The following is an 18,838-nucleotide window of genomic DNA, read 5'->3' on the forward strand; positions in this document are numbered from 1 at the left end:
ATACCGACAGGCCCGCTTAAATCAGTCGGCTCGCCGCCTCAGTCCGCGGGGTCGCTCCGGCCCTTCGGCGTCCGCCGGCCGCCGAGCGTGTACACCCAGAGGATGCCCAGTCCGACGAGGTACGCGAGCGACACCGGGATGCCGACCAGCAGCATCGTGAAGATGCCGCTGGGCGAGAGGATGGCCGAGAGCGCGACGATGGCGATGATCACCTCGCGCCAGCGCTCGTACATCAGCTCGAAGGGGACGATGCCGCCCCGGTGGAACAGGAACATCGTCACGGGGATCTCCACGAGCAGGCCGATACCGATGGTGAGGAAGAACACCAGCCATCCGAACTTGCTGATGCGGTAGGCGATGACCATGTTGGCCTGCAACTGGTCGTAGGCGATCGCCGAGATGGTCATCGGCGCGACGTAGAGGAAGCCGAGCAGGCTCCCGCCGATAAGCGCCGCAAACACCGTCCCGCCCCAGAGGAGCAGGACGTTGCGGTCGCCGACGACGAAGCCGCGCTCGCGCAGCGCCGGCCACGCGAAGTACAGCAACAGCGGGACGACGGAGACGAATCCGAGGATGGTCGAGAACTTCACGATGAAGACGAGGTGTTCGACCGGATGGAGCGTGACGATGTCGAACCCCTCGGCCATTCCCGGCGGCAGGCGGCTGACGAAGGTCCGCTGTAGCCGCTCGATGCCGCCCGAGTAGAGGAAGAAGAACGCGCCGGCGAGGACGGCGCCGAACACGCCCATGATCCAGAACGCCTTGGAGGCGATCGAGTCGAAGATGAAGCGCAGGTCGTAGTAGTATCCGCCCACGTCGTCCTCGGTCGTCTCCTCCTCGGAGAAGGCGCTCATCATGCCGGCGGTGGTCGACGCGAGGACGTTCTCGCCCTCACTGCCGCCCTGACCGCTCTCGGCCGTCGCGGCTTCGGCGTCGGCGGCCTGAGAGTCCTCCTGATCTGACTCGTCGGCCTCGTTGGCCATGTCCCAGCGGTCGAGGATGAGTTGGGCCTTCTCCTGGTCGCCCTCCGAGAGCGCGGTGTCGGCGTGGGCCAGCGCCTGTTCCTCGCTCATCTCCTCGAAGACCTCCGGCGGCGCGACTTCGACGGCCGCTCCGTCGATCTCGTCGATGTCGATGGCCGTCGGGTCGCCGTGTCGTCGGCCCGAGGGGGCGGCGCTCTGGCCCAGCGCCTGCAGGACGTAGTAGTAGAGGACGCCGACGGCGACGAGGAGGCCGAGCGCCGCGCCGAGGACGATGGCCGTCGTCTCCGTCGTGAGGCCGAACAGCGCGGGACGCGAGAGGGCGCCGGGGAGCCGCGAGGAGTACTGCGCGAGGAAGGCGACGGTCGCCCGCACGTACTCGAAGGCCGACGTGGTCAAGACGAGGTACACCGCGCCGCCGACGGCGACGACGACGCCCAGCAGGACGTTCCAGTGACTCGCGGCGACCCGGCGCGTGCTGATGAGGTCCGAGGAGCGTTTGACCGTGACCGCGAGCTTCGAGAGCGCGAGGCTCAGCGCGTAGAGCCCGCACAGCGGCGCGGCCCACATGATCTGGGTGAAGGGGTCCGGCGGCGAGAACAGCGCCCCGAAGGCGAAGATGATGACCACGGCGTAGCGCCACTTGTCACGGAACGTCTCGTAGGGGACGATCCCGGTGTAGGAGAGGACGGTCATCAGCAGCGGCAACTGCGCGGCCAGCCCGAACGACGCCGCCAGCAGGAAGACGAACTGCGCCCACTTGACGATGGAGTACTGGGGCTTGAACCCGGCGGCGATCGCGTTGCCCGCCAGGAAGTTGAACATCATCGGGAAGAACAGTTCGTAGGCGTAGGCGACGCCGACGGTGAACAGCCCCAGACTGGTGAGGACGAACAGCGCCCCCTTCCAGACCGGGACGTGCTCGGCGGGCCACCAGCCCCGCTGGCGCAGTCCGTCCCGACCGAAGTAGACGAGCAGCGGCAGGGCCAGGAGGATGCCGACGACGGCCCCGATCTTCACCTGCAGGAGGATGACGTCGAAGGGCGTGACCGCGACGATGTTCGCGGCCTCCTGCGTCGTGAGGTCCATCTTCGAGTAGAGGAGGTCCTGCTTGAGGCGGTCCCAGACCCCGTACTGCAGGCCCATGATGGTCCCCATCATTCCGATCACGAAGACGATGAACACCTTCTGGAGGTGCGTCTGTGCGGTGCCGAGCATCGCCCCCAGTGTCGCCCGACCGCTCTGGACAGTCTGGACGGTGTCCTCGTCTATCGCACTCGCCATGTCCCCTGAGAGTAACCGAGTCGTCGTTATCAATTTGTCCATCACGCGAGCGTCCGAATCCCCTGAGCGCGGCCGCTCGAAAAGAAAGTTTACAACTACCACCCCCAAATGCAGTGTCAGATGGTGGACGGCGACGAGGACGAGGAGCGCTCCGACCCCGATGAGCCGCGCGACCCGCCGACGCTGGACGACAACGAAGCCGAAGTCAATCCGCAGGACGACGAGGAGGCGTCCGACGACGAACTCGCGGTCGAGGACGAATCGACGGCCGAGGAGTGGTTCGGTTCCGAGACCGACGAGGACGGACCGTCCGCGTCGTCCGATAGCGGCGATGACCGGGGCGAGTCCCCTTCGGCGGCGAACGAGGAGGGAACGGGGGGCTCGGACGGCGAGTTCGACGACGCCGCCGTCGACGACTCGGCGGCGTCGGGGCTCGGTCCCCGCGCCCCCGAGGACGACGAGGCGCTCTCTCCGCCCGAGGAAGACGACAACGAAGCCGAGGTCAACCCGCCGACGCGCGAGGGCGACGGGGACCGAGACGCGGAGCCCGAAGCGGACCTGCCGGGAACTGACGCGATGGAGTCCGGCGGGCTCGACTCCGAGCGCGTCGAGCGCGACGACGACCTCGAACCCATAAGCGACGACCTCGACCCGATCGGCGACGCGCCCGCCGGTGGCGACGAGGCGACCACCGGGGCACACGCCCTGCCGGGCCCGACGCGGCCCGGCCTGTTCGACCGCGACCCCGCCGACGTGGACGCCGCCGTCCCGGCCGACGTCCCCGTCGACCGGGGGATCCCGCCGACGCCGAGTCACGGCTCGGAAGCCGGCGGCGCACCGGCGACCGGCCCCGGCGACCCCGGAGACGGCACCGGCGGCGAAGCCGGGTTCGGCGGCGCGCCCGACGACCAGGAGATGCCGCTGGCCGACCACGTCGAGGAGATGGCGATGCGGCTGTTCGTCGTCGTCGGCGTGATGTCCGTCGTCGCCGTCCTCACGCTCCCCGTCTCGGACGAACTCATCAACTTCCTCTGGTACTCCTTCCTCGACGGTCCCGCCGAGGCCTGCGGGCAGGTCGCCGTCGAGGCCCAGCAGGGCGGCGCGGCCGCCGGGCCGTCCGGCGTGGACTGCCCGCACGTCTACAGCCCGCTGGCGCTGATATTCGCGCGACTGAAAGTCGCGTCGCTAGTGGGCATGATCGTCGCTCTGCCGGTCTTCGTCTACGAGACGTACCTGTTCATGCGCCCCGGGCTGTACCCCCGCGAGCGCCGCTACTACCTCGCCGCGGTCCCGACCAGCCTCGTGCTCGCGGCCATCGGCGTCAGCTTCGCGTACTTCGCCGTCCTGCGGGCGATGTTCGATTACTTCAGCGTCTACTCCGACCGAGCCGCCGACCTGGCGTTCGGGCTGGGCGATACGTTCAGCCTCATGGTCCTGATGCTCGGCTTCTTCGCGCTGGTCTTCCAGATCCCGCTGTTCGTGATGCTCGCCATCATGATGGGCGTGACGACCCGCCGGTGGCTCGTCGAGCGCCGCCTCTACTTCTGGGGCGGGTTCGCCGCCGTCGCGTTCGTCTTCAGCCCCGACCCGACCGGGATGGCCCCGCTGATGGTCGCGGTGACGATGATCGGCCTCTTCGAGGGGACGCTCCTGCTGTTGAAGTGGACCGGGAGCAGTTCGCCGATCCCGAGCATCGACGACCTCACCGACCGCCGGCCGACCATCTACGCGCTGTTCGCGCTGGTCGGCTACGTCGTGAGCCCCCTGCCGGTGCCCACCGGCTACTACGAGGAGCTGCCCGCGACCGTCACGGACACGCTGGCGACGGTGGGACTCGCCCCGCCGATACTCGTCGGCGGCGGCCTCATCGTCCTCTTCGAGCTGACGGCGTACCTCAACAAGAACTACTACGGCAGCGTCCGCCTCTGGCGGGGCCTCCGCCGGGCCCGCCTGCCGCTCTGGGCGGTCGCCATCGTCGTCGGCTACCTCTCTAGCCCCGACCCCGCGCTGTTCCGCCTGGTCCAGCAGTTCAGCGTCGAACCGACCGTCGCGGCCGCCGTCGCCGTCGGCCTCGTCGTCCTCTTCGAGGGGACGCTCGCGCTCGCCCGCTGGCGGAGCGGCGACCCCGAGGACGACCGCGATGCGGAGTTCGAGGCCGAGACATGAGCACGGTGCTGGTCGTCCGTCACGGCGAGACCGCCTGGAACCGCGAGGGCCGCGTGCAGGGCTGGGCACCGACCGAACTGACCGAACGGGGCCGCGAGCAGGCGAGGAGAGTCGGCTCGTGGCTCGACGAGAACTACGACGTGGACCGCGTCCGCTCGTCGGACCTCCGGCGGACCCGCGAGACGGCCGAGAGAGCCGTCGACGCCGCCGAGGGCCTCCCCGACCCGACGCTCGACGAATCGTGGCGCGAGCGCGGCTTCGGCGTCTATCAGGGCTTTCTCGCCGAGGACCTCTTCGACCGCCACCCCGACCACGAACCGGAGGCGAGCGTCTCGATTCTCGACACCGACCCCGAGGGCGGCGAGAGCGTCGCCGACTTCTGCGGCCGCGTCGAATCGGCGTGGACCGACTTCCGCCAGACGATCGACGAGGACGAGACGGTGCTGCTGGTCACCCACGGTGGCGTGATCAAGGTCCTGCTCTCGACTGTGGCCGACCGCGGCCGCGAACGGACGCTCTCGGGACACTCGCCGCCGAACTGTTCGGTGACGGAGATACGTCTCGACGGCGAGCGCTCGGAGGTCGTCAGAGAAGGGGAACGGCCCGAGAACTGAGCGGCGCCCTCAGTCGTCGACGCTGGGATACTCGGTATCGAAGACGTTCGAGACGACGTCGTCCTCGCTCTGTTCCTCCTCTTCGGGGCTGACGCTGCCGGTCTGGTAGCCGTGGAGGTCGAGCGTGACGTGGTCGAAGCCGCAGTCTTCGACGTGGTCGCGGGCCGCCCGGACGAAGTCGGGGTCCAGCGCCGCCTCCAGTTCCTCCTCGCCGACCTCGATGCGGGCCAGGCCGTCGTGGTCGCGCACGCGGAACTGCTCGAAGCCCCACGTCCGGAGCAGGCGCTCGGCCTTCTCGACGCGGGAGAGGCGGTCCTCGGTCACTTCGAGGCCGGTCGGGATGCGCGAGGAGAGGCAGGCCATCGAGGGCTTGTCGGCGACCGAGAGGTCGTACTCGCGGGCGATCTCTCTGACTTCGGACTTCTCGACGTCGTGTTCCAAGAGCGGTGAGTAGGCGTCCAGTTCCTCGACGGCGCGGAGGCCGGGGCGGTGACCCTCGCCCACGTCGGAGGCGTTGGTGCCGTCACAGACGACGTCGATGCCCAGTTCTCGGGCGCGGTCGTACATCGCTCCGAGTCGCATCGACCGGCAGTGGTAACACCGCATGTCGTCGTTCTCGATGAACTCCCGACTGTCGAGTTCGGAGAACTCCACGATCTCGTGGCGGATGCCGATCTCCTCGGCGACCCGGGTGGCGTCCTCCAGCTCGGCGGCGGGCAGCGTCTCGGACTTCGCGGTGCAGGCGACGGCGTCCTCGCCGAGGGCGTCGTGGGCCAGCGCCGCGACGACGCTCGAATCGACGCCGCCGGAGAACGCGACGAGCACGCCGTCGCGCGATCGTAGGTCCTCGCGGGCGGCGGACAGTTTCTCCGCGACAGGGGGCATGGACTCCCCTATCGGGCCGACGGCAAAAACGCCTTCGCGTCCGCCCGCCGGGAAACACGTCAGCGAGCGACAACGGGTTTTTTCTCGTCGGCCTCGAATGAGTCGGCAGATGGAACTGGAATCGGTGCCCGGCGTCGGGGCGAAGACGGCCGCCGCCCTGCGCGAGTTAGACGACCCCGAACGGGCGCTCAGCGAGGGCGACGTGACGACGCTCGCGCGGGCTCCGGGCATCAGCGAGGGCCGGGCCGCCCGCATCGCCCGCGGCGCGATTCGGGCCGAGCACGGCGACCCCGGCGGGTTCGCCGCGACGCCGCGCGCCCGCGAGATCTTCGGCGAGGCGCTCGGTCTCCTCCAGGAGCGAACGGTCACCGACTACGCCGCGAAGCGACTGGAGACGCTGTATCCCAGCGGCGTGCGAGAGCGAATCGAGGAGGTCCGGTCGTTCACCGAGCGAGCGATGGAGCGAGAGCCGGACCCGGACGTCCGGGCGGCGCTGGCCGGCGTCGAACCGCTCTCGGAACCGGGAGACGTCCGAGTGCGGGACCGCTGTCTCGCCACGAGCGACGCCGAGCGGTATGCGGAAGCGCAGGAGGCCATCCCGGAGGTCAGCGTGGAAGTGGTCGACGACGCCCGCCAGCTGGCCGAGCTCGCCCGCTCGTACTCGACGGTCGTGGCGCTGGACGAGGCCTTCGCCGGCGTCGACGTCGAGGGCGACGTGCGGGTCGAACCCGACGCGCTTTCCGAACCGGCGTCGGTCGTCCCCGAGCGCGTCCTGACCTTCTTCGCGCGGAACCGCGACCGGGTGCGGGCGGCCGCCGAGGTCCACCGCGTCGCCGGCCTCGACGCGCCGTGTGATCTGGGAACGCTCGCCGACGCGCTCGAACAGCTCGACGCCGACGGCAGCGTGCGGGGCGACGACGAGCTCGACCGCCTCTCGACGGCCGTCGACGACCTCGACGCGGCCGTCTCGACCGCCGAGAGCGTCGCCAACGACCACCTGCGGGACGCCATCGAGGAGCGCGACGTGACCATCGAGGGGACGGATCTCCTCTCGCTGGTCGAGCGCGGCGCGGGCGTGGACTCGCTGCTCCAGCGCGAACTGGCCGACGAGTACGCCGCCGCCGTCGAGAAGGCCCGCGACCACCTCGTCGACGCCCTGCGGCTGCGGGACACGGAGGCGACGGCCCGGCGAGCCTTCCCCGACGAACCCGCCTACCCCGTCGAGCGACAGGAGGACGTGGTGAGCCGACTGCGCGAGGAACTGACCGCCGCGCGGGACCGCCGCGCGACCCGACGGAAGCGCGAACTTGCCGACGACTTAGCGGAGATGCGCTCGGACGCGGAGTCGCTCGTCACCGCCGCCCTCGAACTGGACGTGGAACTCGCCGTCGCCCGCTTCGCCGCCGACTTCGAGTGTACGCTCCCCGAGGTGACCGACGAGGGCGGCTTCGAGATCGAGGGCGGGCGCTCGCCGCTACTCGACGTGGCCTTCGAAGAGGTGGAGCCGGTCGACTACGGCGTGTCCGGCGTCACCGTCCTCTCGGGGGTCAACAGCGGCGGGAAAACGTCGACGCTCGACCTGGTGGCGCTCGTGACGACGCTCGCGCACATGGGCCTGCCCGTCCCCGCCGAGTCGGCCCGCATCGGCCGCGTCGCGGAACTGCACTACCACGCGAAGACGCAGGGGACGCTGGACGCCGGCGCGTTCGAGGCCACCCTCCGGGAGTTCGGCGGGCTCGTGACCGACGTGGCCGCCGACCGCCCGGTGATGGTGCTCGTCGACGAACTCGAGTCGATCACGGAGCCCGGCGCGGCGGCGACCATCATCGCCGGCATCCTCGAATCGCTGGCCGAGCGCGAGGTGACGGCCGTCTTCGTCTCCCATCTGGCCGACGATATTCTGGAAGCGTCCGACGCCGACCTCGCCATCGACGGCATCCAAGCCGAGGGGCTGGTCGACGGCGAACTGCGGGTGAATCGCTCCCCGGTCAAGGGGAAACTCGCCCGCTCGACGCCGGAGCTCATCGTCGAGAAACTGGCCGACGACGGCGGCGACGAGGGGTTCTATTCGGGGTTGTTGGGGAAGTTCGAGTAGCGAGGGGCGCGCGACCAGCGGGAGCGCGGCCCTCGAAGCGACGCGGTGACCGCAGGGAACCGCGGAGCGGTCGCGAGGGGCCGCCGGAACGAAGCGACGGCGGGCCCTCGGCGGAGCGGTGAGTGGAACGAACCGCGGAGTAGTAGCGTGGTTCGGAGCGAGCGCTGCGAGCGAGAACCACGAAAGCGACGCGGTGACCGCAGGGAACCGCGGAGCAGCAGCGAGGGGTTGAGCGAAGCGAAGGTCCTCGAATAGCGAACGAGGAGCGTAGCGACTCGTGAGCAGTAGCGTAGTTCGGAGCGAGCGTCACGACAGCGAGCCGTCGCACGACAGCGGGACGCGTCCCGACGCCCGCGTGCGGTTTCACTTCCGCCGTCGGTGGCAAATGGTTAAGTGGTCCGGGAAGCTCGGTGAAAGTGATGAGCGACGACCCCGAGGAGGGGATGCTCGGCTGGGACGAGTCGGTGTTCCGGGACGAGCACGTCTTCGAGATCGACTGGCTCCCGGAGACGTTCAAGCACCGGGAGACCCAGATGGAGACGCTGAAGTACTCGCTCCGGCCCGCCGTTCGGGGCTCGCGGCCGCTGAACGTCATCGCGCGCGGGCCGCCGGGCACCGGGAAGACGACGGCCTCGCAGATCCTCTTCGACGAACTGACCGCCCAGACGGACGTACAGGCGGTGCGGGTCAACTGCCAGGTCGACTCGACGCGCTACGCCGTCTTCTCGCGGCTGTTCGCCGAGATATTCGAGTACGAACCGCCCTCCTCGGGGATCTCCTTCAAGAAGCTCTTCTCGCAGATCACGGACAAACTCGTCGAGGAAGACGAGGTGCTGGTGGTGGCGCTCGACGACGTGAACTACCTCTTCTACGAGAGCGAGGCCAGCGACACGCTGTACTCCCTGTTGCGCGCCCACGAGGCCCACTCGGGGGCGAAGATCGGCGTCATCTGCATCTCCTCGGACCTCGAACTCGACGTCATCGAGGCGCTGGACACCCGCGTCCAGTCGGTGTTCCGGCCCGAGGAAGTCTACTTCAACAAGTACGACCAGGCCGAGATCGTCGGTATCCTCGAAGAGCGGGTCGAGCGCGGGTTCAACGAGGGCGTCGTCGGACCCGACGTGCTCGACCGCGTCGCCGAGTACACCGAGGAGCAGGGCGGCGACCTGCGGGTGGGCATCGACCTCCTGCGGCGGGCCGGGATGAACGCCGAGATGCGCGCCTCTCGCGCCGTCGAGCTCGAAGACGTCGAGTCGGCCTACGACAAATCGAAGTACGTCCACCTCTCGCGTCGGCTGCGGGAGCTCTCCGACTCCGAGGCGGCGCTTGCGGAGGTCATCGCCGCGCACGACGGCCAGCGCGCCGGCGACATCTACGATGCGTTCAACGACGCGACCGGCCTCGGCTACACCCGCTACTCGGAGATAATCAACAAGCTCGACCAGTTGGACATCATCGACGCCGACTACACCGAGGTCGAAGGCAGGGGCCGATCGCGGCGACTGACGCTCAACTACGACGCCGACGCGGTGTTGGAACGGCTGTAAGTCAGCCCATCTTCTCGAAGGTCGTCTCGGCCCACTGGACGGCGTAGTCGGCTCCGTGCTCCCGGTAGGCGTCGGTGTCCAGCGCGGCGAACGGCGCGGGGAGGGAGAGTCCGTGTTTGACCCCGCTACAGGCCAGCTCCGCCGCGGCGGCGAACTCCGTCTGCCCGCGAGCGACCTCGCCCGCGAGGTCCGAGAGGCGGGGTTCGAGACGCTCGCCGGCGTCGGCCCAGGCGTCGTAGAGGTCGGGGTAGTCCTCTCCCCACGTCTCGAACGCGGCGCGTGTCTGGAGACCGAGGTAGGCGTCGTACAGCGCCGCGGCGAGCTGATAGGTGTCCACGGGACCCAGTCGATCGCCGACGACGCGGGCGAACTCGGGGTAGCGCTCGCCGAAGAAGCCCAGGAAGTGCTCCGGCTCGTCGAGACTCACCTCGACCAGCGCCTCGGCGATGAGGAACTCGACGAACGGGGTCGGCGACGTCTCCAGTCGCGGCTTGACGAACACGCAGGGCGGCTCGGTCTGGTGGGTCCACGCGACGCCGCCGTCGCCGGGCATCCCGACGGTGAGGTCGCTCCCCGCGAAGCGGTGCAGCTCCTCGGGCGCGTCGTCGGGGACCCACGACGGGTCGTAGGCGAGGGGGTCCACGGAGTCGGTGACCAACAGCAGTTGCTCCGCGACCGCCGAGTCCAGCGTCTCGAAGTCGCGCTCGCAGTTCAACACGAGCGCGTCGGGGGCGTACGCCGACCGGACCGCGGCCGGTTCCCCGGAGAGCGAGCGCTCCGTGAACATCTACGCCGTGAACACGATGAGGTTGGCGATGATGGCGACCGAGAGGATAGTCGATACGGCGAGCGTTCCGAGGACGATCTTCGTTGCCGTGCTCATGTGAGTCCGTATCGCAGGCCCCGCATTAAGTGTTGAGAAACGACTACTGCTTGCCGGACGACAGACCCGTCAGTCGTCGGCCACGCCGACGGTGGAGCGACGGGCCACGTCGCGCCACTTGCCAGTCCAGAAGCGGCCGGTGTTGACCGCCGCCTTCACGTAGTAGCTGCCGACGACGGCGACGAAGACGGCCGGCAGACCGAGTCCCAGACCGGGCGCGATGCTGATGCCGACGAGCGGTATCGTCACCGCGAACGTCGTCGGGAGCGCGACCGCCGCGACCGGGAGGCGAAAGCAGTAGTCGCCGAGGACCGAGCCGTAGAGCGGCCAGCGGGTGTCGCCAGCGCCGCGCAGGCTTCCACGCATCGTCCGCGAGACGGAGAATCCGGCAACGCCCAGTCCGAAGACGCGGACGAACCGGGTCGCGAGGCCGGGATACTCGGTGCCGAAGAGCGAGACGACGGGCCGGGCGAAGACGACGAGGACGGCGGCGACGGTCAGTTGCACCGCCAGCGCCACGCGCAGGGTCTGCCACCCGTAATCGGCCGCCGAGGACTCGTCGCCGGCCCCGAGGTGTTGGCCGACAAGCGTCGAGGCGGCGGTGGAGTACCCCCACGCGGGCATCAGCGCCAGTAGCATCACCCGCCGGCCGATGGCGTAGGCCGCGAGCGTCGGCGTCCCGAGGACGCCGAGAACGAACAGGAACGGGAAGCGCGCGAACGTCTGCAGCAGGCGCATCCCGGCCAGCGGGAGCGCCACGCGGACGATCTCGGCCGCGAGCCCGCGGTCGAACTGTGGTCCGGCGAACGACAACTGGACGGCGTACCGCCCGGAGACCAGCAGCGCGAGGAAGATGACGGCCGCGAGCGTGTTCGCGATCGCGGTCCCCCAGGCCGCCCCGGCGATGCCCAGTTCCGGGAACGGCCCCAGGCCGAAGATGAGGAGCGCGTTGAGCGCGACGTTGGTCGGCAGCGTCAGTAGGCGGACGTACATCGGCGTCCGCGTGTCCGCACTGCCGGCGAGCGCCCGCGAGGCGATCATGCTCCAGAAGCGCGGGGCCAGCGACAGCATCACGATGCTGAGGTACGTCGCGCCGTAGTCGATGGTCGTCGGGTCGTTCGTGAGGACGTCGACGAGCGCGTCGGGATACGTCCACGAGACGGCGGTCAGCGGAACCGACAACAGGAGCGCCAGCCACAGCGACTGCTTGACGGCGAGGTTCGCGCGAGCCGGCTGGTCGCTGCCCTGTAGCCGGGAGACGACGCTGATCGTCCCCGAGGAGACCGCCAGCGAGAGCCCGAAGCCGACGAAGTAGTACTGAAAACCCAGTTCCAGTCCCGCGATGGCGGCGTCGCCGAGCGCGACACCGACCATCAGGAAGTCCGCGAGCCTGAGGAGGATGCGCAGGCCGCCGGTGACCATCACCGGCGCGGCCAGGTCCGTCGCTTCGGTCGCCTTCTGTCGGTCGACCAGCCCCAGGCGGGCCAAGACGGCCGGCACGCCCTTCACGAACCGCTGGAGGAGGCGGCGGACCATTTACGGGGCCCTGACGGGGGAACGCACGCTCGGAGTCGGGGCGGCAGCGCCGTGCATGGCGGCGCTAAGGGATCAGCTGCTCGCCGTTGTCGTCGTAGACGGCGATGGCCTCGACCGGACACGCGCGGGCCGCGAACTTCGCGTCGAACTCGGCGTCTTCGGGAACCTCCCGCACGAACAGGTCCTCCTCCCGCTCCTCGCTGTCCGCGAGCACCGCCTTGCCGGCGTCCTCGTCCTTCTCGAAGGCGTCCCACTCCGCGACGCACTGGAACATCCCGATGCAGGTGTCGCGGTCGTACTCGATGTGCATACGGTCGGGTTGGCCCGTGACGGCCAAAGGCGTTCCCCTCGGTCGCTCGGCGGACGGCGAGCGAAGACGGAGACAACAGTTTAAATCGGAGCGGGCCCCAACGGAGGGACAATGGACGTTGCGGACCTGCCGGGTGTCCCCGAGTGGCTCCCGGACCATCTACGCGAGGACGGCATCGAGGAACTGTACCCGCCACAGGGCGAGGCCGTCGAAGCGGGCGTCACCGAGGGGCAGAACCTCGTCGCCGCCATCCCCACCGCCAGTGGCAAGACCCTCGTCGCCGAGCTGGCGATGCTCTCGTCGGTCGCGCGGGGCGGCAAGGCGCTCTACATCGTGCCGCTTCGCGCCCTCGCCAGCGAGAAGCAGGCCGAGTTCGAGCAGTTCGAGCAGTACGGTCTGGACGTCGGCGTCTCGACGGGCAACTACGAGTCCGAGGGCGGTTGGCTGGCCGATAAGGACATCGTCGTCGCCACCAGCGAGAAGGTCGACTCGCTCGTGCGCAACGACGCGCCGTGGATCGAGGAGCTGACCTGCGTCGTCAGCGACGAGGTCCACCTCGTCGACGACGGCCAGCGCGGCCCCACGCTCGAAGTCACGCTGGCGAAACTCCGCCGGCTCAACCCCGACCTACAGACGGTCGCGCTCTCGGCGACCATCGGCAACGCCGACGAGCTGGCGGGGTGGCTGGACGCCGAACTCGTCGACTCAGATTGGCGGCCCATCGAGTTGCAGAAGGGCGTCCACTACGGGCAGGCGCTTCACTTGGAGGACGGCCAGCAGAAGCGACTGGCCGTGAAGAACAACGAGAAGGCGACCGCCGCCGTCGTCCGCGACACGCTGCAGGACGACTACGACGACGACGGGAACCTCGAAGAGGAGGGCGGCTCCTCGCTCGTGTTCGTCAACTCCCGGCGAAACGCCGAGGCCGCCGCCGGGCGGCTGGCGAGCACCGTCCGTCCCCATCTCACCGGCGAAGAGCGGGAACGTCTCGCCGACGTGGCCGCCGAGATACGGGACGTGAGCGACACCGAGACGAGCGACGACCTCGCCGACGCCGTCGCCGATGGTGCGGCGTTCCACCACGCCGGCCTCGCGCGGGGTCACCGCGAACTCGTCGAGGACGCCTTCCGGGACCGCCTCGTCAAGGTGGTCTGTGCGACGCCGACGCTCGCCGCCGGCGTCAACACTCCCTCGCGGCGGGTCGTGGTTCGGGACTGGCGGCGCTACGACGGCACCGCGGGCGGAATGCAACCGCTCTCCGTGCTGGAGGTCCACCAGATGATGGGGCGAGCGGGCCGACCGGGGCTGGACCCCTACGGCGAGGCCGTCCTCGTGGCCAACAGCCACGACGAACTCGACGAGCTGTTCGAGCGGTACGTCTGGGCCGACCCCGAGCCGGTGCGCTCGAAGCTCGCGGCCGAGCCGGCGCTTCGCACGCACATCCTCGCCACCGTCTCATCCGGGTTCGCCCGCTCCCGAGAGGGGTTGCTGGAGTTCCTGGAACAGACGCTGTACGCCAGCCAGACCGACGAGAGCGGCCGCCTCGAGAACGTCACCGACGACGTGCTGACGTATCTGGAGCGCAACGGCTTCCTGGAGATAGAGGCGGGTGAACTCGACGCCACCTCGCTCGGCCACACCGTCTCCCGGCTCTACCTCGACCCGATGAGCGCCGCCGAGATCATCGACGGCCTCGAACACTGGCAGCGCCACGCCGGAGACGCCGATAGCGGAACCGACGAACGCGACGCCGCCGAGGGCGGCTTCACGACCGCGAGCGAACTGGCGAGCGAACGGGCGGAAGCGAGCGGCGACGCCGACCCCGACGAGATCTCGGCGCTCGGCCTCTACCACCTCGTCTCACGCACGCCGGACATGTACCAGCTCTACCTCCGCTCGGGCGACCGCGAGGAGTTCGAGATGGAGCTGTACGAGCGCGAGGACGAACTGCTCGGCCCGACGCCCTCGGAGTTCGAGGACAGCCGCTTCGAGGACTGGCTCTCGGCGCTGAAGACCGCGCGGCTGCTCGAAGACTGGGCCGAGGAGGTCGACGAGGAGACAATCACCGAGCGCTACGGCGTCGGCCCGGGCGACATCCGCGGGAAGGTCGAGACCGCCCAGTGGCTGCTGGGGGCCGCCGAGTCGCTGGCGAACGAGGTCGACGCCGACGTGGCCCGGGCCATCAGCGAGGCCCGCATCCGCGTCGAACACGGCGTCCGGGAGGAACTGGTCGAGCTCGCGGGCGTCCGCGGCGTCGGCCGCAAGCGCGCGCGACGCCTGTTCGAGGCCGGCATCGCCGACCGCGCCGAGCTTCGCGACGCCGCGAAGCCAGTCGTATTAGCGGCCCTTCGGGGCCGCCGGAAGACCGCCGAGAACGTCCTCGAAAACGCCGGCCATCGGGACCCCTCGATGGAGGGCGTCGAGCCCGACCCCGACGTCGAGGTGGACACCGCCGATCCGCGAGACGGAAGGGAAGACGACGACACGAGCGAGGACCAGTCGAGCCTGGGTGACTTCTGATGGAGGTGGTCGAAGGGATTGCGGACATCGATGACGTCGGTGCGTTCGTCGAGCGTCTCGACGCCATTGGGGAGCGACACGACGCGACGATACAGGTGTTCGACGCCCGCTACGTCGTCGACCGCGCGCACCTCGAACGAGCGGTCGAGCTGGCGACGCGCGCCCGGTCGCGGGACGACGCCATCGCCGAGGACTTCGGGGTCGAGATCCTGCTGTACGCGGCCGGCCGCCGGCAGATCAACCGCGCGCTGGAGATGGGCGTCAGCGAGGGTGAGACGCCCGTCGTCGCGGCGCTAGTCACCGACGGAGCGAGCGACGCGAGCGCCGACCGCGAGGGTGCCGCCGCCGCCGACCTCCGGGAACTGCTCGCGCCCGGAGAGACCCTCGGTGAGTACGACCCCGAACGAGTGCGTTCGTTCTTCGACGTGTCCGACACCGAACTGGCGGCCACCGACGGCACGCTCGCCGACGCCGTCCGCGAGCGAGTGGCGCTCCTCGTCGTCGAGAAGTAGCGGCAAGCGTTTTCCCGCAGAGCGCCCTAGAGCCACGCGAATGAGTCCGCGAGCCGACCACCCGTCGCGTCCCGCCCGACAGTGACAGCGCTCGAAGCGCCGGTCGACATCGGCGGCGTCACCGTGCCGAACCGACTGTATCGCGCACCGGTCCTCGAATGCGCCGGCAGCGGCGACGAGGCCGCCGTCGACGCGCTCGTCGACGAACTCGAACCGACCGCCGAGTCGGGCGTCGGCCTCGTCTTTCAGGGGGCCAGCGTCGTCACGGAGACGGGCGGATTCGCCGCCCCGAACATGACGCGGATGCACGACCCCGAGTTCGTCGCCCGCCTGGAACGGCTGACCGACGCGATTCATGCACACGAGGGCAAAATATTCGTCCAGCTCGCACACGGCGGGCTCCGGAGCCTCTCGCTGTGGCACGGCGAGTACCGCGAGCGGTACCCGGACCGGCGACAGCTCGCCGTCTCCCGGCCGCCGCGCGCCCTCCGGCTGCTCGACCGCGCGGGCATCCTCTCGTTGAAACCGCACGTCCTCTCGACCGAGGAGGTGTACGACCTCGCCGAGAAGTTCGGTCGCTCGGCCGGCTACGCCGTCGACGCCGGCTACGACGGCATCCACCTATCGGCGGCCAACATGGGCATCATCCAGCAGTTCCTCTCGCCGTACTACAACCGCCGGGACGACGAATTCGGCGACGGCGTCCGCTTCCTGGAGGTCGTTCACGACGCCGTCCGCGACCACGCCGGCGACGTCCCGCTGATCACGAAGGTCCCGGTCGAGACGGATTCCCCCCCGTTCGTCCGGCGACGCGTCTCCCGTGCCTCGGGCCTCGACATGGCACAGCGTCTCGAATCGGTTGGCTACGACGCGCTTGCACCCGTCCTGGTGTCCGTGTTCTGGGACATGAGCATCATCCGCGGCGCGTTCCCCGACCGAGCGTGGGCGGCGGCCGACCTCCAGTCGGCCTACGAGACGGCGTTCGGCGGGCCGGTGCGAGCGCGCGCGGTGGAACTGCTCAACCGGCTCCAGGCTCGACAGTTCGACCGCGAGCCGGGCTGGAACGCCGACTTCTGTCGACAGGTCCGGCGGCGCGTCGACGTTCCGGTACTACTCGAAGGTGGGCTTCGGGCGCGGGCCGACTGCGACCGCTATCTGGGCGCTGACGGCGACGCGCCCGCCGCCGACATGGTCGGCATGGCCCGGCCCTTCTACGCCGAACCGCGACTCGGCGCGCGCCTGCTGGAGGGCCACGACGCGCTCTGTGCGAGTTGCAACAACTGCACGATTCCGCAGGTGGCCGGCGAGCCCGGCCGCTGTCGAACGCCGTCGGTCGTTCGGGCGCAGGCGCGACTCGACGCAGATAATGCCTACGAGAGAAACAGCGAGCAGTAGCCGAGTTAGCGAGCCCAGAGACGTGAGTTGCAACCAGCACACTCATCCGCGTCGAAGCCCGAATGACTCCAATGACTCCCGAGATCGCGTCGGACCGCGTCGAGGTGACGGTCGACGGCGACGACGTGGACCTCCACTATCGAACCGGCGGCGACGGACCGCCGATGGTGTTTCTGCACGGTATCGGACTTGACGCCGCCACGGTGTCCTGGCGACACGCGCTGCCCGCGCTGGCCGAGGAACGCACCGTCTACGCGCCCGATCTGCCGGGCCACGGAGAGAGCGACAAACCGGACCGCGAGTACACGACCGAGTTCTACTTAGAGACCGTCGAGGCGTTCCTCGACGCGCTCGATATCGACGAGCCCGCGATGGCGGGCCTCTCGATGGGCGGCGCGCTGGCGCTCGGTCACGCACTCGACGGCCGCGCGATCGAGCGGCTCGTGCTCGTCGATAGCTACGGGCTGGGCGCGGACGCCTACTGGCGAACGGCCGCCAACGGCATCTTTCAGACCCCGGTACTCGGTAACATGCTCTGGCAGGGCGTGAGCGTCTCGAAGCCGGCCATTCGGACCGGACTTCGCGGGATGGGCGCAGTGGAACCGTCACAGGAACTCGTCGACGACGTGAACGCGGTCGTCGACCGTCGCACCGTGCGGGCGATGCGTCGCTGGCAACGCAGCGAGTTCCAGCAGAACGGCTTCCGGACCAACTACGCCGACCGGCTGGCGGAGATCGGCGTGCCGACGATGCTGATCCACGGCAAAGAGGACCCCCTGCTCCCCGAATCGTGGTCCAAGCGAGCGGCCGCGTCGCTCGGCGAGAGCCGGCTGGAGATATTCGAGAACTGCGGCCACTGCCCGCCGCGCGAACAACCGGAGCGGTTCAATCGCGTCGTGCGGTCGTTCTGTTGACGTTCTGTTGACGCTCTGCTGACGTTCTGTCGAGGCCTCAGTTCGGCAGTTCGTCGATGAGGACGACGGCCTCGCCGTCGATGACGACCTCGTCGTCGCTCTTTACGCGCGTCGTGAGACGATACTGTTCGTCGCCGAGGTCCTCGACGATCTCGCACTCGGCGGTGAGTCGGTCACCGATGCGGACCGGGTTGTGAAACTCCAGATCCTGCGAGAGGTAGATGGTCAGGCCGGGGAGGCGAGCGAGTCCGGCGCTGATGAGCGACCCCACGAGTGTGCCGTGGGCGATGCGGCCGCGAAAGCGCGTCTGCTCTGCGAACTCGTCGTCTAAGTGGAGCGGGTTCGTGTCGCCGCTGGCGGCGGCGAACTGGCGGACGTCGTCGTCGGAGATCGTCTTCGTGAACTCGACGCGGTCGCCGACGCCGAGGTGGTCGGGGTGGTCCTCGGAGATCGTGACGTGCCACTCCGGCAAGTCTTCGTTCGGCTCGATACGCTCCGCGGGCGGTTCGGTGACGTCCTCGTCCTCGCCGTTGTCGTGTTGCACGCCGAAGGCCGCGAAGGCGGCCCGGTTGGCAGCGACGACGCTGTTGAACATGTGCGAGGAGGTTTCGGTCCACGTATCGAGCAGTGGGTTCCGAGGCGATTCAGAACTCATTGATGAGTCGTATTTAGTGGTCCGGCTATTAAGTCTTGGCGTTGTTCCGAGTTCTATACGCCCGAGACGGCTTCTACCCCGCGAGGACGCGGATTTCACGATTCTGTGACGACACGTAGCGCGGCGAGCGTATCGTTCGCCGTCGCTCAGTCCGTTACCATTCTATGCCATTCAATGGTAGCAGATGGTATTCGACGGAAGTTTTAAGTCGTTGAAGGGTGTAGATGGAGGTACCGATGGCCGACGAGGACGACGGTCTGATGTGGCCCCCGATGTTCAAGGGGATGCAGCAGGCGAGCGAGAACGCGATGGAACAGCAGCAACAGATGATGAAGCAGTTGTTCGCCGGCGGCGGCATGCCGAGCTTCGATATGAATCAGCTCGGCGCGATGAGCCAGATGGCGACGTTCAAGACGCGCGTCCAGAGCGGTGGCCGTATCAGCATTCCCGACGCCGAACGCGAAGCGCTCGGCATCGAGGAAGGCGATATCGTCCAGACAGTCGTCCTCCCGGTCAAGACAAACGACACGGAGTAATCAACA

Annotated in this window: 16 protein-coding genes; 9 read left to right on the forward strand and 7 right to left on the reverse strand. The window is 68.9% G+C overall.

What is annotated here, in order from left to right; genetic code table 11:
- Positions 1-38: 38 nt before the first annotated feature.
- On the reverse strand, positions 39-2,264 hold the full coding sequence (locus tag GO488_RS13625; RefSeq protein ID WP_162318370.1) for a twin-arginine translocase subunit TatC: 2,226 nt from the start codon (positions 2,262-2,264) through the stop codon (positions 39-41).
- A 576-nt stretch (positions 2,265-2,840) separates the two neighbouring features.
- On the opposite strand from GO488_RS13625, the gene tatC reads away from it, so the two are divergent.
- Entirely contained in the window at positions 2,841-4,430 is a 1,590-nt protein-coding gene (tatC, locus tag GO488_RS13630) for a twin-arginine translocase subunit TatC (RefSeq protein WP_162318653.1), read from the forward strand.
- Complete coding sequence (locus GO488_RS13635) at positions 4,427-5,044, forward strand: histidine phosphatase family protein (RefSeq protein ID WP_162318371.1); 618 nt, start codon at positions 4,427-4,429, stop codon at positions 5,042-5,044. The genes tatC and GO488_RS13635 overlap by 4 nt, the downstream gene beginning before the upstream one ends.
- A gap of 9 nt (positions 5,045-5,053) precedes the next feature.
- Here GO488_RS13635 and larE read toward each other — a convergent pair whose 3' ends face one another.
- Positions 5,054-5,929 (reverse strand): ATP-dependent sacrificial sulfur transferase LarE, encoded by an 876-nt coding sequence (gene larE, locus GO488_RS13640; protein WP_162318372.1) that lies wholly within the window; start codon positions 5,927-5,929, stop codon positions 5,054-5,056.
- A 109-nt stretch (positions 5,930-6,038) separates the two neighbouring features.
- On the opposite strand from larE, the gene GO488_RS13645 reads away from it, so the two are divergent.
- Both GO488_RS13645 and GO488_RS13650 read left to right on the forward strand, forming a co-directional pair.
- Positions 6,039-8,024: a helix-hairpin-helix domain-containing protein gene (locus GO488_RS13645; protein ID WP_162318373.1), complete on the forward strand. Its 1,986-nt coding sequence runs from the start codon at positions 6,039-6,041 to the stop codon at positions 8,022-8,024.
- 419 nt (positions 8,025-8,443) lie between these two features.
- Complete coding sequence (locus tag GO488_RS13650; protein ID WP_162318374.1) at positions 8,444-9,571, forward strand: ORC1-type DNA replication protein; 1,128 nt, start codon at positions 8,444-8,446, stop codon at positions 9,569-9,571.
- A gap of 1 nt (position 9,572) precedes the next feature.
- On the opposite strand, the gene GO488_RS13655 is transcribed toward GO488_RS13650, so the two are convergent.
- From GO488_RS13655 to GO488_RS13665, 4 genes are all read right to left on the reverse strand, one after another.
- Entirely contained in the window at positions 9,573-10,358 is a 786-nt protein-coding gene (locus GO488_RS13655; protein WP_162318375.1) for a DUF7089 family protein, read from the reverse strand.
- The gene (locus tag GO488_RS20235) at positions 10,359-10,454 is read right to left on the reverse strand and encodes a hypothetical protein (protein ID WP_422111222.1); all 96 of its coding nucleotides are present in this window, start codon (positions 10,452-10,454) and stop codon (positions 10,359-10,361) included. It abuts the gene before it with no gap.
- 69 nt (positions 10,455-10,523) lie between these two features.
- Entirely contained in the window at positions 10,524-11,990 is a 1,467-nt protein-coding gene (locus tag GO488_RS13660) for an MATE family efflux transporter (RefSeq protein ID WP_162318376.1), read from the reverse strand.
- 64 nt (positions 11,991-12,054) lie between these two features.
- A complete protein-coding gene (locus GO488_RS13665) occupies positions 12,055-12,300 on the reverse strand; it encodes a ferredoxin (RefSeq protein ID WP_162318377.1) in 246 nt (81 codons plus the stop codon).
- Positions 12,301-12,411: 111 nt separating this feature from the next.
- Here GO488_RS13665 and GO488_RS13670 point away from each other — a divergent pair, with 111 nt between their 5' ends.
- The 4 genes from GO488_RS13670 (at position 12,412) to GO488_RS13685 (ending at position 17,641) form a co-directional block, all read left to right on the forward strand.
- Positions 12,412-14,820: an ATP-dependent DNA helicase gene (locus tag GO488_RS13670; RefSeq protein WP_162318378.1), complete on the forward strand. Its 2,409-nt coding sequence runs from the start codon at positions 12,412-12,414 to the stop codon at positions 14,818-14,820.
- Positions 14,820-15,332: a KEOPS complex subunit Cgi121 gene (gene cgi121, locus GO488_RS13675; RefSeq protein ID WP_162318379.1), complete on the forward strand. Its 513-nt coding sequence runs from the start codon at positions 14,820-14,822 to the stop codon at positions 15,330-15,332. Before GO488_RS13670 ends, cgi121 begins: the two co-directional genes overlap by 1 nt.
- An 81-nt stretch (positions 15,333-15,413) precedes the next feature.
- Positions 15,414-16,727, forward strand: a complete 1,314-nt coding sequence (locus GO488_RS13680; protein ID WP_162318380.1) for an oxidoreductase — start codon at positions 15,414-15,416, stop codon at positions 16,725-16,727.
- 71 nt (positions 16,728-16,798) lie between these two features.
- Positions 16,799-17,641: an alpha/beta fold hydrolase gene (locus GO488_RS13685; RefSeq protein WP_162318381.1), complete on the forward strand. Its 843-nt coding sequence runs from the start codon at positions 16,799-16,801 to the stop codon at positions 17,639-17,641.
- Positions 17,642-17,678: 37 nt separating this feature from the next.
- Here the strand turns inward: GO488_RS13685 and GO488_RS13690 are convergent, their stop codons facing one another.
- On the reverse strand, positions 17,679-18,236 hold the full coding sequence (locus GO488_RS13690) for a MaoC family dehydratase (RefSeq protein ID WP_135304670.1): 558 nt from the start codon (positions 18,234-18,236) through the stop codon (positions 17,679-17,681).
- Between the two features lie 296 nt (positions 18,237-18,532).
- Between GO488_RS13690 and GO488_RS13695 the strand changes: the two genes are divergently transcribed.
- Positions 18,533-18,832, forward strand: coding sequence for an AbrB/MazE/SpoVT family DNA-binding domain-containing protein (locus GO488_RS13695; RefSeq protein WP_162318382.1), 300 nt, complete (start codon positions 18,533-18,535; stop codon positions 18,830-18,832).
- The last annotated feature ends 6 nt before the right edge of the window (positions 18,833-18,838 follow it).

Origin of the sequence: Haloarcula limicola, from assembly GCF_010119205.1 — an archaeon.
In the GTDB taxonomy this organism is placed as follows: Archaea; Halobacteriota; Halobacteria; order Halobacteriales; family Haloarculaceae; genus Haloarcula; species Haloarcula limicola.